Annotated in this window: 9 protein-coding genes and 2 pseudogenes; 3 read left to right on the top strand and 8 right to left on the bottom strand. The window is 32.1% G+C overall.

What is annotated here, in order from left to right; all coding sequences use genetic code 11:
- Positions 1 to 381: 381 nt before the first annotated feature.
- A complete protein-coding gene (locus HMPREF3058_RS07285; protein WP_002476201.1) occupies positions 382 to 1305 on the top strand; it encodes a diacylglycerol/lipid kinase family protein in 924 nt (307 codons plus the stop codon).
- 396 nt (positions 1306 to 1701) lie between these two features.
- A complete protein-coding gene (gene adhE, locus HMPREF3058_RS07280; protein ID WP_002491220.1) occupies positions 1702 to 4311 on the top strand; it encodes a bifunctional acetaldehyde-CoA/alcohol dehydrogenase in 2610 nt (869 codons plus the stop codon).
- Positions 4312 to 4377: 66 nt separating this feature from the next.
- On the opposite strand, the gene HMPREF3058_RS07275 is transcribed toward adhE, so the two are convergent.
- From HMPREF3058_RS07275 to HMPREF3058_RS07250, 6 genes are all read right to left on the bottom strand, one after another.
- Positions 4378 to 4917, bottom strand: a complete 540-nt coding sequence (locus HMPREF3058_RS07275; RefSeq protein ID WP_002445915.1) for a 5' nucleotidase, NT5C type — start codon at positions 4915 to 4917, stop codon at positions 4378 to 4380.
- Positions 4918 to 5038: 121 nt separating this feature from the next.
- Positions 5039 to 6094, bottom strand: coding sequence for a histidinol-phosphate transaminase (gene hisC, locus HMPREF3058_RS07270; RefSeq protein ID WP_002491239.1), 1056 nt, complete (start codon positions 6092 to 6094; stop codon positions 5039 to 5041).
- Between the two features lie 202 nt (positions 6095 to 6296).
- Positions 6297 to 7811: an ABC transporter permease/substrate-binding protein gene (locus HMPREF3058_RS07265; protein WP_002491234.1), complete on the bottom strand. Its 1515-nt coding sequence runs from the start codon at positions 7809 to 7811 to the stop codon at positions 6297 to 6299.
- The gene (locus tag HMPREF3058_RS07260; RefSeq protein WP_002486651.1) at positions 7804 to 8778 is read right to left on the bottom strand and encodes an ABC transporter ATP-binding protein; all 975 of its coding nucleotides are present in this window, start codon (positions 8776 to 8778) and stop codon (positions 7804 to 7806) included. Before HMPREF3058_RS07260 ends, HMPREF3058_RS07265 begins: the two co-directional genes overlap by 8 nt.
- 200 nt (positions 8779 to 8978) lie before the next feature.
- Positions 8979 to 10760, bottom strand: coding sequence for a DNA helicase RecQ (recQ, locus tag HMPREF3058_RS07255; protein WP_100214438.1), 1782 nt, complete (start codon positions 10758 to 10760; stop codon positions 8979 to 8981).
- Positions 10761 to 10770: 10 nt separating this feature from the next.
- On the bottom strand, positions 10771 to 12660 hold the full coding sequence (locus HMPREF3058_RS07250) for an ABC-F family ATP-binding cassette domain-containing protein (protein WP_172952485.1): 1890 nt from the start codon (positions 12658 to 12660) through the stop codon (positions 10771 to 10773).
- Positions 12661 to 12781: 121 nt separating this feature from the next.
- Here HMPREF3058_RS07250 and HMPREF3058_RS07245 point away from each other — a divergent pair.
- Positions 12782 to 13596, top strand: a pseudogene (locus HMPREF3058_RS07245) (ZIP family metal transporter).
- A 266-nt stretch (positions 13597 to 13862) separates the two neighbouring features.
- Here the strand turns inward: HMPREF3058_RS07245 and HMPREF3058_RS12205 are convergent.
- Together HMPREF3058_RS12205 and ltaS are read right to left on the bottom strand one after the other, a co-directional pair.
- Positions 13863 to 14452, bottom strand: a pseudogene (locus HMPREF3058_RS12205) (transposase); the annotation flags it as partial.
- A gap of 325 nt (positions 14453 to 14777) precedes the next feature.
- On the bottom strand, positions 14778 to 16718 hold the full coding sequence (ltaS, locus tag HMPREF3058_RS07230) for a polyglycerol-phosphate lipoteichoic acid synthase LtaS (protein WP_002491438.1): 1941 nt from the start codon (positions 16716 to 16718) through the stop codon (positions 14778 to 14780).
- Positions 16719 to 17191 lie beyond the last annotated feature (473 nt).

Below are 17191 nucleotides of genomic sequence, written 5' to 3'. Positions count from 1 at the left end.
TTAATAAACATCACTAAACTAAATTAACGAGGTGTCTTATGTATAAAGAGGCTTAACTCACTCTACCAGATTGAAACTTCAGTCCTTATCCCCACAATGATATTGTTGAAACAATTCCCGATACTGAATTCAGACATCATCGTGGCGCAACATTATATCATCCCAAAATGAAATTAAAAATAGTGTTATATGCCTACACAAATTTTTTGCCAACCTTATATTCTTATTCTTAATTTTATGCTATTTTATTTTGAACATCTATCTCTATAGAACACTTAAGTTTCAATAACATAAATTTTAATTTATAATGTAAATCAAACATAAGTGGATATTCAAACAATCTAATTACATAGACTATTTATCGAAAGTAGGTATATATTTATGAAACAACCGTATAACCATGGTGTTCTTTTCTATCATGAACATAGCGGTTTGAAAGATATACATAATGGCATAGGAGAAGTTGCAAAATCTCTTAGTTCAATGTGTAAACACCTCTCTCTTCAACTCAGTGAAAATAAAGGCGATATTATTAAATATTGTAAAGCTATTAAAAATGAAAATTACAGTTCTGATGTAGACATTTTATTTATTTTAGGTGGAGATGGTACACTTAATGAACTAGTAAATGGCGTTATGCAATATCAATTAGATTTACCAATCGGTGTAATACCAGGTGGTACCTTTAACGATTTTACAAAAACACTTCAACTGCACCCTAATTTTAAAATAGCTAGTGAGCAATTATTAACATCGCACGTTGAATCATATGATGTGTTAAAAGTGAACGATTTATATGTACTTAATTTCGTTGGACTAGGCTTAATAGTACAAAATGCAGAGAATGTTCAAGATGGTTCTAAAGATATATTCGGTAAATTCAGCTATATTGGATCAACTGTTAAAACGTTATTAAATCCTGTTAAATTTGATTTCTCATTGACTGTTGATGGTGAAACAAAAGAAGGAAATACTTCGATGATGTTAGTAGCAAATGGTGCCAATATAGGTGGTGGACAAATTCCGCTAACCGATTTATCACCACAAGATGGAAGAGCAAACACATTTGTATTTAATGATCAAACACTAAATATATTGAATGATATATTAAAAAAACGTGATAGTATGAATTGGAACGAAATCACGCAAGGTATTGACCACATATCAGGAAAGCACATCACACTCTCAACAAACCCTAGTATGAAAGTGGATATTGATGGCGAAATTAACTTAGAAACACCAATTGAGATTGAAGTATTACCCAAAGCGATACAACTTCTTACTGCAACTGAACAAAATAATTAAAATAAATTTTACTTATTCTTTATCAATTTATTTTAAAAGCATGAGCGACTGAGACATTAATGATTGTCTCAGTTTTTATTTTAAAAATTGATAACATCGTTAGTCGTGTGGAACGATAATTTCATTACAATATCCTTATTATTTTTAGTATGAATACTTACAATAAATTTTTTAAAATTTACTTCTTTTAAAAATAGATTTTTTTAATTACCAAATACGTTTTGTTCCCTTTGTATCAAGTCTTACACATTAATCCCGACTAAATATACAGATTAACAACGTGTTCATATAAACATCACAATTGACTCTTTAATAGTCTGTATTTTCTTTTAATTTGAAAAAAGGTGTACTATAATGTTTGTGAATTATTTCACAATATCTAAGGAGTGGTTGTATATGTTATCTGTAACTAAAAAAAATACATATGAATCAAACAAAGATGAAGTTACACAAATGATTGATTCATTAGCAGAAAAAGGACAAGAAGCTCTAAAAGAATTATCTAAAAAATCTCAACAAGAGATTAATGACATTGTACATCAGATGAGCATGGCTGCTGTTGATCAGCATATGCATTTAGCTAAACTCGCTTACGACGAAACAGGTAGAGGTATTTATGAAGACAAAGCTATCAAAAATTTATATGCCTCAGAGTACATATGGAATTCAATCAAAGACAATAAAACAGTAGGTATCATAGGTGAAGATAAACAAAAAGGATTAACGTATGTAGCTGAACCTATAGGCGTTATTTGTGGAGTGACACCAACGACCAACCCTACATCTACAACTATTTTCAAAGCAATGATTGCTATTAAAACAGGTAATCCAATTATTTTCGCATTTCATCCAAGTGCACAACAATCATCAAAACATGCTGCTAAAGTCATTTTGGAAGCAGCAATAAAAGCAGGTGCTCCTAAAGATTGTATTCAATGGATAGAAATACCATCAATTGAAGCAACTAAACAATTAATGAATCATAAAGACATTGCTTTAGTTCTAGCGACTGGAGGCTCTGGAATGGTAAAGTCCGCATATTCGACAGGTAAACCTGCATTAGGAGTCGGTCCAGGTAATGTTCCTACTTATATTGAAAAAACTGCACATATCAAACGTGCTATTAATGATATCATTGGTTCTAAAACTTTTGATAATGGTATGATTTGTGCTTCTGAACAAGTCATGGTTGTTGATAAAGAAGTATACTCTGACGTCGTTAAAGAATTCAAATTACACCAAACATATTTTGTTAATAAAAATGAACTACAACAATTAGAAGATGCCATCATGAATGAAGATAAAACTGCAGTCAAACCTGACATAGTTGGTAAATCTGCTGTAAATATAGCGAAATTGTCAGGAATTAGTGTTCCAGAAAAAACAAAATTATTAGTCGCAGAAATTGATGGAATTGGAAAAGATTATCCTTTATCACGTGAGAAATTATCACCTGTACTCGCAATGGTAACTGCAAAATCAACAAGACATGCACTACAAATTTGTGAAGACACATTAAAATTTGGTGGTTTAGGTCACACTGCTGTAATTCACACCGAGGATAGTCAATTACAACAAAAATTCGGTCTAAAAATGAAAGCTTGCCGTGTATTGGTAAATACACCTTCTGCTGTTGGAGGAATTGGAAATATGTATAATGAACTCATTCCTTCTCTTACGTTAGGTTGTGGTTCATATGGTAGAAATTCTATTTCTCATAATGTAAGCGCAGTAGACTTATTAAATATTAAAACAATAGCAAAACGTCGTAATAATATGCAATGGTTTAAACTCCCACCTAAAGTTTATTTTGAAGAAAATTCAGTTATGTATTTGACAGAGATGGATAATGTTGAACGTGCAATGATAGTTTGTGATCCAGGGATGGTTAATATTGGTTATACTGATATAGTTGAACAAGTGTTGAGACGCCGAGAAAACCAACCTCAAATTAAAGTGTTTAACGAAGTTGAACCTAATCCATCAACTCATACAGTCTATAAGGGATTAGAAATGTTTATGAATTTCCAACCTGATACTATTATTGCACTCGGTGGTGGTTCGGCAATGGATGCAGCCAAAGCAATATGGATGTTCTTTGAGCATCCAGAAACTTCATTTTTTGGGGCAAAACAAAAGTTCTTAGATATTCGTAAACGTACTTATAAAATTAGCAAACCTAAAAACGCAAAATTTATATGTATACCAACGACATCAGGAACTGGTTCTGAAGTGACACCTTTTGCAGTAATTACTGATAGCGAGACGCACGTTAAATATCCACTAGCAGATTATGCGTTAACTCCCGATATTGCTATCGTCGATCCACAATTCGTATTAAGTGTACCTAAAGATATTGCCGCAGATACAGGAATGGATGTTTTGACACATGCCATTGAATCTTACGTCTCTGTCATGGCTTCAGATTATACAAGGGGCTTAAGCTTACAAGCAATAAAGTTAACTTTTGACTATCTCAAATCATCAGTTCAAGAAAATGACAAACACTCACGAGAAAAAATGCATAATGCTTCAACAATGGCCGGTATGGCGTTTGCCAATGCTTTTTTAGGAATTTCTCATTCTATCGCACATAAAATTGGTGGTGAATACTGTATTCCCCACGGTAGAACAAATGCTATTTTATTACCACATGTCATTCGTTATAATGCCAAAGATCCACAAAAACATACACTGTTTCCTAAATATGATTTCTTTAGAGCAGATACAGACTATGCTGACATTGCAAAATTTTTAGGACTCAAAGGTAATACAACTGAAGAATTAGTGGAAGCTCTAGCTAATGCGGTGTATGATTTGGGATGTTCAATTGGTATTGACATGAATTTAAAATCGCAAGGCGTAACTGAAGAGCTTCTTCATTCTACTATAGACAGAATGGCTGAATTAGCATTTGAAGATCAATGTACAACTGCTAATCCAAAAGAACCGCTAATTAGTGAGCTTAAAGGCATTATCGAAAGAGCATATGATTATGAAAGATAACTTCAAAAATGTTTAATAAAAAAGTCATAGGCCATCAAATAAAGTGACCTATGACTTTTATCTTCTCTATTTTTCAATTGAATTAAAATAATTCTTTACATCTCTCCAACCACTTACGCGTTCAAATCTATGTTCATTAACATTATGAGAAGCAGTAAACATAATTGATTTCCCTTCAAAAATTTCCAATTGCTTTGGATTATCATCAATAAGATAATCTGCAAGAATAATATTCTTTCTACCACAAAATACAAAATGTTGTGGATCTAAAAAAGGAAAGAATTCTAATAACCATTCATATTTGTCATGAAAAGAGGTTGGTACATCCATCGCTGCTGTGGCTATGTATATGTCGTAATGCTCATTGAGTTGTTTTACAACTTCTTGAGCATGCGGCATTACATCTAAATTTCTAAAGAATCCAGGTTCTTTTAAAATATCCATGACTAACCCCTCATGTTCGGGTATCATATGTTTTAATTTTTTACCGTTTAATGATTCCATTTTGATATTTAAATCCGCTCGTTCATTGACCGCTTTAACAACAGCACCCAATGTATCAGCAAGCACTTCATCCATATCAATGGCGATTCTCTCTCGCGTCATTCGCTTACACTCCCTGTTCTTGATATACGTGTTTAGTATAGCAAAATTTTTTCCTTCTGTTTAATCTATTTAACTGCGATATCACATCTTTTTAAATCAGAAGCTATCAAAGAGTGTTAGTTTAATACTCAAAATGTTTTAAAACTTCAATCATCTTATCATTTTGTTCTGGTAAACCAATAGTAATTCTAACACCGTTAGGGAATAAACGTGTAATACATCCTACGTTTAACAATGCATCATAAAGTGCTTGACTTCTTGAAGTTTTAACAAAGACAAAATTAGCTTGACTTGGTAAAAAATACTGACTTTGAGGAATTTGATAAAATTTATCTCGTTCAAAACTATTTTTTTGTGTCACTTCTTTCAAATACTCTTGATCTTCTAAGGCAGCGATTGCTGCATATTCTGAAATTCTAGTAACATTAAATGGTGGACGAATAATATTCCACTTTTCAATGGCGTCTTCAGAAGCTATAACATATCCTACTCTTAATCCAGCTAATCCAAATGCCTTAGAAAAAGTACGTAATAAAAAGGCATTGTCAAAATCCTCCTGTAACTTTAGCGTATCAGGAAAATCATCAGCAGTAACAAATTCTACATATGCTTCGTCAATTAATACAGGAATATCACTTGGGACACGTTTTAAGAAGTTAAATAATTCATCGTGCGAAAAGTAAGTCCCAGTTGGATTGTTAGGATTGCATAACCAAATTAAAGACGTTTTATTATCAATCTGTTGTAATATACCATCTAAATCAAATCCACCATCTTTGAGAGGCACTTGGATAACATCAGCAGATTCCACAATTGCATTATGATAATATTGTCCGAAAGTAGATTCACTAGTGATAATCTTATCTCCTGGTGATAATACGGCTCTTGATATCATTAGAATGACCTCATCTAAACCCGCACCAAATAAAATACGAGATGCATCAACATTAAGTTGTTGACTTATTGCTTCCCTTAATTTTGGCGATCCAGATTCCGGATAATAATATAATTCATCTAAATGAGATTGAATAGCCGTTTTAACTTTTGGACTTGGACCATATACATTTTCATTTGAAGCAAGTTTATGTAATTCACCTTTAATACCATACTGTTTTTTTAAAGATTCTGGAGAAAGCCCTGGCGTATATGCTGTTAATTGGTCTAATTGTTTCTTCATACATAGATCACACCTTAAATTGACTGAAATTTTAAAAAACTTAGTACTTATTATAAACAAACTCATACCTTAAAATCAATCACACTTCTAAGATTACATTTTAAATTCGCTATATCGGTTGAAATAGTTAAATTATAAATAGCTATTCGATGTTTAAATGGTACATCGAATAGCTATCAAATCAATCTAGAAACGCACAATTTTATTTTATTAATTTTTCTTTTTCTAAGTATTCTCTTGCTACTTTATAAGGATCCTCTTTCTTCACTGTTACCTTATAGTTCATTTCTTGCATTTCTTCATCTGTGATTCTATTCTCCAATTTATTGAGTGGTTTTTTAACTTCAGGATGGTCATTTAAATATTTTTCTTTAAATAGCGGTGCTCCTTGGTATGGAGGAAATACATGTTGATCATCTTTTAATACTACCATGTTATATTGTTTTAATTCAGCATCAGTAGAATATGCGTCTATGAGATTAATATCTCCCTTTTTAACTGCAGTATAACGTAATTTAGGTTCCATAGTTTTAACATTAGAAAGATTAAGATGGTACGTTTTTTTAACAGCTTTGTATCCATCTGGTCTATCATTAAATTCCAATGTAAAACCTGGTTTAAGTTTATCTTCCACCTTGCGTAAATCACCTATTGTTTTAATTTGATGTTTTTCCGCAAAGTCTCGTTTTACAGCTAATGCATACGTATTATTATATTTCATCGGTTTAAGCATTGTCATATGATATTTTTTTTCTAAACTAGACTTTGCTTGTTGATATACGTCTTTCTCTTTTTTAGACTTTAAATCTTCTTTCGTTAATTCACCTAATACGGTACCTGTAAATTCTAAATAACCATCAATTTCATCTGACTTAAGCGCATTAAATAAGAATGATGTTTTACCCATGCCATCTTTGACTTCTACAGTATCATCTGTGTCTTCTTCGATAAGTATTTTATACATATTAGTAATAATTGACGGTTCTGATCCCAGCTTACCTGCGAATGTGATTTTATCACCTTTTTGAGCTGCCATAGGTATAGCAATAGCTATGATAATCACAATTACAATTGTCCCTAAAGAAATGAGCAATTTTTTATATGATAAACGTTCCATGTATCTTAAAATAAAGTCAAAAATAATAGCTAGAAGTGCAGCTGGAATAGCACCTATTAAAATGAGTGCACTATTGTTACGATCTATGCCTAATAATATTAAATCTCCTAGACCACCAGCGCCTATTAAAGCTGCGAGTGTAGCAGTACCAATGATTAATACCATAGCTGTGCGTATTCCTGCCATGATGACAGGCATTGCAATAGGGAGTTCGACTTTGGTCAATCTTCTAAGTGGTTTCATCCCAATACCTTTAGCCGCTTCAATAAGAGAGGAATCGACCTCCTTAATACCTGTGTATGTATTACGTAGAATAGGAAGTAACGCATATACAACTAAGGCGATAATTGCCGGAAGTCTCCCAATTCCGAAAATTGGTATCATCAAACCAAGTAGTGCCAGTGATGGAATTGTTTGTAGAACAGCTGCAATATTCATGACGATTTCTGAAAGTTTTTTTGTTTTAGTAAGCAAAATTGCAAGTGGTACTGCTATAAGAGTTGCAATGAAAAGGGCTATAAAAGAAAGTTGAATGTGTTCAATTATAGTAGAAAATAGCTGTCCTTTTCTATCACTTAATGTCGCAAAGAACTCATTCATGTGTCGCATCCTCCTTATTGAGAGATAAATAAGTAAACACATCTTCTCTATTTAACAAATATCGACGATGTTGTTCTTTATCGTTGACCACAACTGCATCATAATGAGACAAATCTTCATAAATATTATTTAAGTACAACTCAGCATCTACTTCAGGATAATGAATAACGCTTGTGTTGTCATCTACAGGTCGATTAATTCCTAAATCTTTAATCTTCACTTGATTCACAATATTATGCGTTGTATCCAAATGACTACCCATGAATTGCTTTACAAAATCACTTTTAGGTCGCGTTCTAAAACCTTCAGGTGTATCAATTTGTTCAACATGGCCTTCATTAAGTAAACAAATTCTGTCACCTAGTTTCATCGCTTCTTGGATATCATGCGTTACAAAAACTATTGTTTTCTTAATTTGCGTTTGTAAGTCAATTAAATCGTCCTGCAACTTCTCTCTGCTAATTGGGTCAAGAGCACTAAAAGGCTCATCCATGATAATAACGGGAGGATCTGCAGCTAATGCTCGCACTACACCAACCCTTTGTCGTTGTCCACCCGATAGTTCATCAGGTTTTCTATTTTTAAATTGCTCAGGGTTTAAACCTACCATAGTCAATAATTCATCCACACGTAAATTAATATCGTTATCTTTCCACTTTTTCATTTGGGGTACTTGTGCAATGTTTTCTTTGATGGTCATATGAGGAAATAATGCAATTTGTTGTAGTACATATCCAATATCCCAACGCATTTCGTAAACTGGATAATCACTAATTGGTTTATCTTTAAAATATATGTAACCTTCGCTTAAAGGAATTAAACGATTGATCATTTTAAGTGTTGTTGTCTTACCACAACCTGAAGGACCAATTAACACAAAAAATTCTCCTTCTTTAATATTAAAACTTACATTATCTACAGCAATATTATTACCATATCGCTTTGTGACATTTTTAAATTTAATCACTTTTTCACCTTCATTCCCTCTACAAAATAGTAGACCATTTTAATCTATATTCCCTATTAAATCATTTTTAATTGAAAATTAACATTTATTATATTTCAAAAATCCAAACTAACAAAAAGTATTATTAATACTTAATATCTAACTTCATATAATTAAAAAACGACGAAATCAAAAGATAGGAGATTTCGTCGTTTAATCATTTATATACTAGTTTTATAGCTTTGTATGGTTTCGATAAACTTAGGACAATAATGCTTTAATTTATAACTTCCTACACCATCAATAGCAATCATTTCTTGTTTCGATTCAGGTTTACGCTTAGCAAATTCTTCGAGTGTGTAATCAGAAAATATACTTACAGGTGCTATTCCAAGTGTATCACTTAGCTGTTTACGTACATCAACAAGCTCACGATATAACGCTCTATCCACACCTTCAACAGTGTTGATAAATACCTTCTCTTTAGTTTTTTGTTTAAACGGAGTGGTATAAACCTTGGTATGATTATTTAGTAATTGCTTCACGGATGTATCACACATAAGAATTTCATCATTTTCATTTAAATATCCTTTGAAACGTAACTCATCAATTAAGTGTGATAACTCAGATGTTGTGTAATTTTTCATCAATCCATGTGTCGTTACTTCATTATAATGATGGTGTTTTATATAATCTGTCACTTCTCCACGTAAAACTTGTATAATAACACTATAACTTTCCTGTTGCTTCATTCGAGCAATACAGCTAATAATCATTTTAGCTTCACGTGTCATATCATACGTTTTATTTTCCTGTATACAATTACTGCATTGATTGCATTCCTCTAGATTTTCATTGGGTTCAAAATAATGAACAATTGTCGCTTCTAAACACTTTTTCGTTTTGGTATATTGAATCATTTTTGTTAATTTTTCGCCCATTTTATCTTTATAGTCATCATCAGCTTGGGATACAGTAATAAAATACTCATGTAATCCCTTATCTCGTTCACTAAACAAAAGGATGCATTCACTTTTTAAACCATCACGTCCCGCACGTCCAGCTTCCTGATAGTAAGATTCCAAATCTCCAGGCATGTTATAGTGAATGACATAACGTACATTTGATTTATCAATACCCATACCAAATGCATTTGTCGCAATGACAACCTCTACACGATCATACAAGAAATCATTTTGCGCCTCAATTCTCTCTTTATTCGTTAAACCAGCATGATAAATTGTGCTCTTAATTTTTTCACTATTTAGAGCTTCGTGTAATTCTTCAACCTGCTTACGAGTGGAACAATAAATGATTCCTGCCTGCCCTTCATGATTTGCAACATAATCCACAACAAATTTTTGGCGCTGATAAGTGGGATTGACTTTGAAGATTAAATTGCGTCTTTTAGTACTTGTTTTGACAACATCATTTTGTCCAATTGATAACTTAGACATGATATCTTGTTGAACTTCAGCAGTTGCCGTAGCTGTAAGTGCAACAATTGTGAAGTTTTGCGGTAATGTAAAAACTTTTTGTATGACACTTTGGTAACTAGGTCTAAAATCATGTCCCCACTTCGATATACAGTGTGCTTCATCAAAAGCGATAAGGGGTATTTTTATTTTACGTAATAAATTTAGAAAAAATGTATTTTCAAAGCGCTCTGGAGCTACATATAAAAACTGAATGGCGCCACGCTTTATTCGCTCTTCAATCTCTTTTTGTTGTTTATGAGTCAAACTACTATTCAAATATGCAGCTTGAATTCCCATTGCTTGTAGTTGATCAACTTGGTCTTTCATCAAAGAAATAAGTGGACTTATAACAATAGTTGTGCCACCCTGCATTAAACCCGGTACTTGATAGCATATCGATTTACCGCCACCGGTAGGTAGTACACCCAGTGTATGCTGATGATTTAATATTTTAGTTATAATTTCTTCTTGTCCTGGTCGAAATGACTTATAACCAAAATAATGCGATAAAGTCTCTTGCATGATTACATTCCCCTTATTGTTCTTTAATTTCTTCAAGCTCACTCCATCTCGTGATGTCTGCTTCATAAGTTGCTTCAAGTTGCTCTTTTTCCTCATTAAGTTCTTTGATTCTTGCATAATTATCACTTGCATTAATCATTTCTTGTTCAAGCTCTTCTAAACGCGTTTCAGTCATTTCTATACGCGTCATAATTGTTTCGTATTCTAACTTCTCTTTATAGGAAAGTCCTGTTTTCTTTTTTGGTTGATGCTTATGTTTATTTTGTTGTTCAGTTTGTTTAGATAACATGGCTTGGCGTTCATGTTCCTTTTTAAAAGATTCATAATCTTCAAATGATCCAATAATTTTTTCGATTTTACCATCATGAATAAACCAATATTCTTGTACCACTTTATTTAAGAAATAACGATCATGACTGACAGTAATGACAGAACCACCAAAATCATCAATGTAATCTTCTAAAATCGTAAGTGTTTCAGTATCTAAATCATTAGTCGGTTCATCTAAAAGGAGTACATTAGGTTTATGAACAAGTAGACGCAATAAATACAGACGCTTTTGTTCTCCACCTGAAAGTTTATAAACTTTTTTACCGTGTGTAGCGCTCGGAAATAAAAATCTTTCTAACAATTGTGTAACTGAAATTGAGGTACCATCTTTTTCTTTAGCCATTTCACTTTCTTCTCTTAGATAGTCAATCACTCTAATATCACGTTCAAGTGTCTCTTCGGTTTGCTTAAAATAAGCTACCTTAACAGTTTGACCGATTTTGAGCTCACCCTCATAGTCCTGATCTTCATTACTTAAAATATTAAGTAATGTTGTTTTCCCCGCTCCATTAGGTCCTACAATACCTATACGTCTACCACTTTGAATAATTTCAGTGACACCTTCAAATAAAACTTTATTATTAATTGATTTTGATAAATTCTTTAACTCATATACTTGTTTACCTAACCTTGAATATGCAAGATTAAGCTCACCCTTATCTTGTGTATGTTGCGTCTTAACATCTGATTCCAGTTGATTAAATCTATTGATACGTGCCTGTTGTTTAGTAGTTCTTGCCTTTGCTCCTGCTCGCATCCATGCTAGCTCTTGTTTATACAATGCTTTTTGTTTTTCTTGTTGCTTTTGTTCTACTAATTCATTTTCTGCACGCATTACTATGTAATCTTCATAATTACCTGGATATGTTTTTAACTTCCCTCTGTCCAGTTCAATAATTCGCGTCGATACTTCATTTAAAAAGTAGCGATCATGTGTTACAAATAAAACTGTATGCGGATATTGCTTAACATAATTAATAAGCCAACGGATGGATTCAAAGTCAAGATGGTTCGTCGGTTCATCTAGCAAAAGTAAATCCGGTTGCTCTATTAGAGTTTTAGCCAATACAACTCTTTTTTGTTGACCACCCGAAAGTTCAACTATTTTCTTAGTTGTATCGTGAATCCCTAGTTTAGATAAAATCGTTTTAATTTCTGCATTATAATCCCATGCATCCTTTTGATCCATTTCTTCTTGTGCTTCCATCATTTTATTAAAATTAGAGTCACTTTGATCTAACGCATAGCGATTAACCGCTTCTTCATATTTTTTTATAATTCTTAATGTAGGGGTATCCGAACTTAAAACGGCTTCGAACACAGTCATATGACCATTGAGGTCTTGTTTTTGAGAGGAATAACGAATGCGATATTGATTAGGGTGGGTAATATCTGCAGTAAAATCTTCGTCTAGACCACCAATGACTTTTAATAGTGTACTTTTACCTGTTCCATTAATACCTACTAATCCAATTCTTTCATGCTCGGATATAGATAGGTTAAGATCATTAAAAATTTCTTTATCTGCATAGGATTTATTTAAATGTTCAATTTTGTATGCTTCCATGCTTATCTTCCTTTTCAAATACTGGAAATTGTCAACTATCGAATTTTCAAAAAAATTTTGTTAAGCTAAATTCAGTTCTATATATTATACACCTTTTTAGATCCAAAAGATATAAGGAGACTTAGATATGTCAGATTTATTCCAAAACGCACCACCCTACATTCAGGCGCTTATAGCCGGAATAATCACGTGGTTACTAACTGCTTTGGGTGCGGCAGCAGTTTTTATATTTAAGAAAGTGAATGATAAAGTCTTAAATTCGATGCAAGGTTTTGCAGCTGGAATCATGATAGCAGCAAGTTTTTGGTCATTATTACAACCCGCAATTGAATCAAGTGAAAATAGCGCTATGCCATGGCTTCCTGCAGCAATAGGTTTTATTCTCGGTGGCGTTTTTATCAGGGTTCTAGATTATATTATTCCCCATATTCACCAAAATGCCCAAGATAAAAACCAACAACAAGAGGGTGTGCCTACCTCTCTTGGAAAAAATGCACTACTTGTGTTAGCTATCACACTTCACAACATACCTGAAGGACTATCTATCGGAGTTGCATTCGGTGGTGTTGTATCTGGTAACAGTCACGCTACATTTTTAGGTCGATTGGTCTAGCAATAGGTATCGGCATACAGAATATTCCTGAAGGTGCAGCACTATCGATGCCAATCCGTGCCGCAGGTGCAACACGTTGGAAAGCATTTAATTATGGACAAGCTTCAGCAATTGTTGAGCCTATTTTCGCTACTATCGGTGCTGCAGCAATTTTAGTGGTAAATCCTATATTGCCTTATGCACTGGCGTTTGCTGCAGGTGCCATGATTTTCGTTGTTGTTGAAGAACTGATACCTGATTCTCAATCAAGTAACAACACTGATTTGGCAACTTTAAGTCTAATGATTGGTTTTACAATTATGATGATTCTAGACGTTGCACTTGGATAATTCATATCATTAAAAAAAGAATCATAATAGATTAATCAACTATATTGTTTTACTTTATATTTAGCCTTGTAACCCAATCATTTATAATCAGCGAACTTCATTGTCCTTAACATTAATCATAATAAAAATTTGAGATTTTGTTTTATAGTTAATAAAACAAATGACTTCAATTAATTCCAATATAAATAAAACATACTTATAAAGTTATATGTTGATATTAATGTTTTTTCTAAAAAAGGTGTGTCATTGAAAGTTTCAAAGTTATTTTATTTGTACAAAAATATATTAAATACAGAAGTCACTCTTAAAGATATTCTAATTTCAAAATGATTAGTAAAGATATTAATATAAAAATAAGAGCCCAGGACATAAAGTTCCAGGATAACTAAATAAAGACAATTTCTATTGAATTAATATAGAAATTGTCTTTTTTATAATTTTTTTGATTATTTTCAGCTCGTTGAGCTGTTACTTTTATTATATTAAGTGTCATCAGCACAAATCCTAGTTCTCTTTTGACTTTATTTCTCCTTCAAACGGACATACAATTGGAACCCAAAATAAGATTCATAAATACAAAAACAAGCTCTACATCAATTTTTCTTTGACTGTAGATGTTTTTTGGTTCTGAAAGCTTTTTATTAATTTGGCCTTTAAAATATTACCAACTATAATTCTTCATTATTTTTTTATTTGTTTTTGAATTGAAGTTAATAAATTGGTGTTTCAGAGGACATTCTGAACAATCATCACATTCATATAATTTAAAGTCTCGTTTAAAACCATATTTATCATGACGATAGTCAAATCTTTTAAATCCTAGTCTTTTATTGTTCAGACAAATAAATTCATCGAATTCAGTCTCGGGAATTGTTTCTACAGTATTATTTACATCTCGTGAAATATCATTTGTTGGGATAAGAACTGAAGTTTCCATTGGTAGAGTATGTTGAGTCTTGTTATAATCTTGATACATAAGGCATCTCGTTAATTTAGTTTATTGGATTTATTAAATTATACGAAAGGGCCTTATTTTTTAGTATTTCAATGAAAAATTACATATAAATACAAAGTATTATAAATAAAGAAGCCAGTAAAATGAATTTATAAAAACTCATTTACTGGCTATTTTGCTAGGAATTATGTCCCAGCTTCTTAACAATTTCAACTCACTGAAAAAACTATTTTTTTTCGTTCCCTTTTGGACCTGATTTATATTCATATTTACCAGGATTTACTTTTTTAAAGTCAGGATTTTTGTAGAATCTGAACAAGTCACCATTTAACACGCTGTCACTCATTTCAAGATCTTTCTCAACTTGTTTTTTATTTTTATCGAAGTCTTTAGGTTTTTCAGTAAGCAATTCATTATCTTTATTTGAGTAAATTTTACCATTCACATACTTATAATCTTCAGTGATAAAATCACCGTTTCTAAACGGTACTACGTTATTGTGTTGTTTAGAGAACATGTCAGAGCCAAACATTAGGTAATTCTTGCTATCAATACCAACAAGATGCAGTAATGTAGGCATTACATCCATTTGTCCAGCATACTCTTTATTTACGCCCCCTGATTTACCTGGAACTTTTAACCAGAAACCAGTGCGGTTTAAATCTGTAAATTTAGCTGGTGTAATCTTCTCACCTAATAATTTTTCCATAGCATTATTATGATTTTCTGAAATACCATAATGGTCTCCATAAATCATAATGACTGAATTATCATATAGACCTTTTTTCTTAAGATCAGTAATATATTCCTCTAAAGCTTGGTCGAGATAGTGTGCCGTTTGTATATAACCGTCTACTGTTGAGTCACCAGTATTAGGTTTATCAATAGAAGCATCCTCTTCATCTAATGTGAAAGGATAGTGGTTAGTTAAAGTAATTAAGTGTGAATAAAACGGCTTTTTCATTTTAGATTGATAATCTGCTGATGCTTTAAAGAATGGTTTATCTTTTAAACCAAGATTAACAATATTGTCGTCAGACATGTCATAGTAAGTGGCATCATAGAAATTATCAATACCGAAATGTTTATAAACTTGATCTCGATTCCAAAATGTTTTGTAGTCACCATGCATTACATTAGATGTATAACCTTGCTTTTGATCTAGTATAGCAGGTAATGATTGATACGTATTATCTCCCTTCAGTGAATAGGCAGATCCTTGCGGCAAGCCATATAAACTGTTGTCCATTGTAAACTCTGAGTCAGATGTTTTACCTTGCCCTGTTTGATGGAAAAAGTTTGGGAAATACGTAAAATCTTGGTTACCACTAGATAATTTATTTAAAAACGGTGTAACCTCTTTACCATTTACCTTTTTATTGATTAAGAAAGTCTGGAAACTTTCAAGGTGAATTTTAATTATATTTTTCTTTTTCGCTGCACCGTAATATTCAGGATTTGGTTCAGTACGTTTCTGCTTAGTGTAATTCAGCACTTTAGTTAAGTCGTCTTCAGAAGCTAGTGCTTTTTGCTGATTATTTTCGATTGTTTTTACACCATCATAAACAGTGAAGTTATATGGTCCTAAGTATTTCACAAGATATTTATGATCAAAAGTTCTTGTTAATAATTCGGGACGGTCTGTTTCTGCAAACGCTAAATTTAAGAAAAATAATGCTACTGACGTAGCCATTACAACGGGTACAAATTTTTTACTGAATGCTCTATAATCTAACCATTTACGTTTAAATATTAAAATGGCAAGGTAGATAATAGTGTCAATGAAATAGACAAAGTCATACCATTTGAAAGAAGCACTTACTGCACCACCCATTGATTCAACGTTGCCTGCCTGGTTTAGTGTACTAAAAGTTAAGAAATCTGAGAAAAATCTGAAGTACACAACGTTTGCATAAAGTAGAAACGTAAGTAAAAATCCTCCAATAAAGATGAACCAAAATGCCTTCTTCCCTTTAAAAAATAGGAAAACACTTAGTACAAGTGCAATCAAACTATAGGGATTCATAAGCAATATTAAGTTTTGTACTAAACCCTTGACACCTAAAGAAAAGTCAACATAATATGAAAAATATGTCTTCAAAGTAATGGTGAATACCGTTAATAAGAAGAACGCAAAAATTCCTATTTTCTTCTTGGGTAAACTCATGTTTGTTTCCTCCGTTTTTAGTAATGAATCATTCTTACGTTAAATGATTTACTTTACCTTCAGTTAATTCAAATTATAACTATCTGTTTAAATTACTTTATATTCATTTGATCAAATCGATTATTTCTATATATAAATTTAAAAATTTGATATAAATCATAAATGCGAATACGTCATCGTTTAGACTATGTAGTTGTTAACTTTTTATTAAGATTTTTAAATCTTTGTAATCTTATTGTAATAAAAATACATAGTTCAATTTATAAATATATAGTATTATGCCTTAAATATCAAGTAAAAGCACGCTATACAGGTAAATTGTCAACATAAAAGTGTTATTAAAATTTTAAATAAATGAGCTCTTTTGCATAGATAATGATTCATTATAAACTCAGTATTTCTTATGTTCATCAGTCTCTAGGACGATTCAATTTAAGTTACAAATCTGATGTACGTGCACAAGACTACTTCTT

This window comes from Staphylococcus sp. HMSC068G11, from assembly GCF_001815825.1.
Taxonomy (GTDB): domain Bacteria; phylum Bacillota; class Bacilli; order Staphylococcales; family Staphylococcaceae; genus Staphylococcus; species Staphylococcus epidermidis.
The sequence above is the reverse complement of the archived record's forward strand: the minus strand, read 5'-3'. Positions and strand labels throughout refer to the sequence as shown.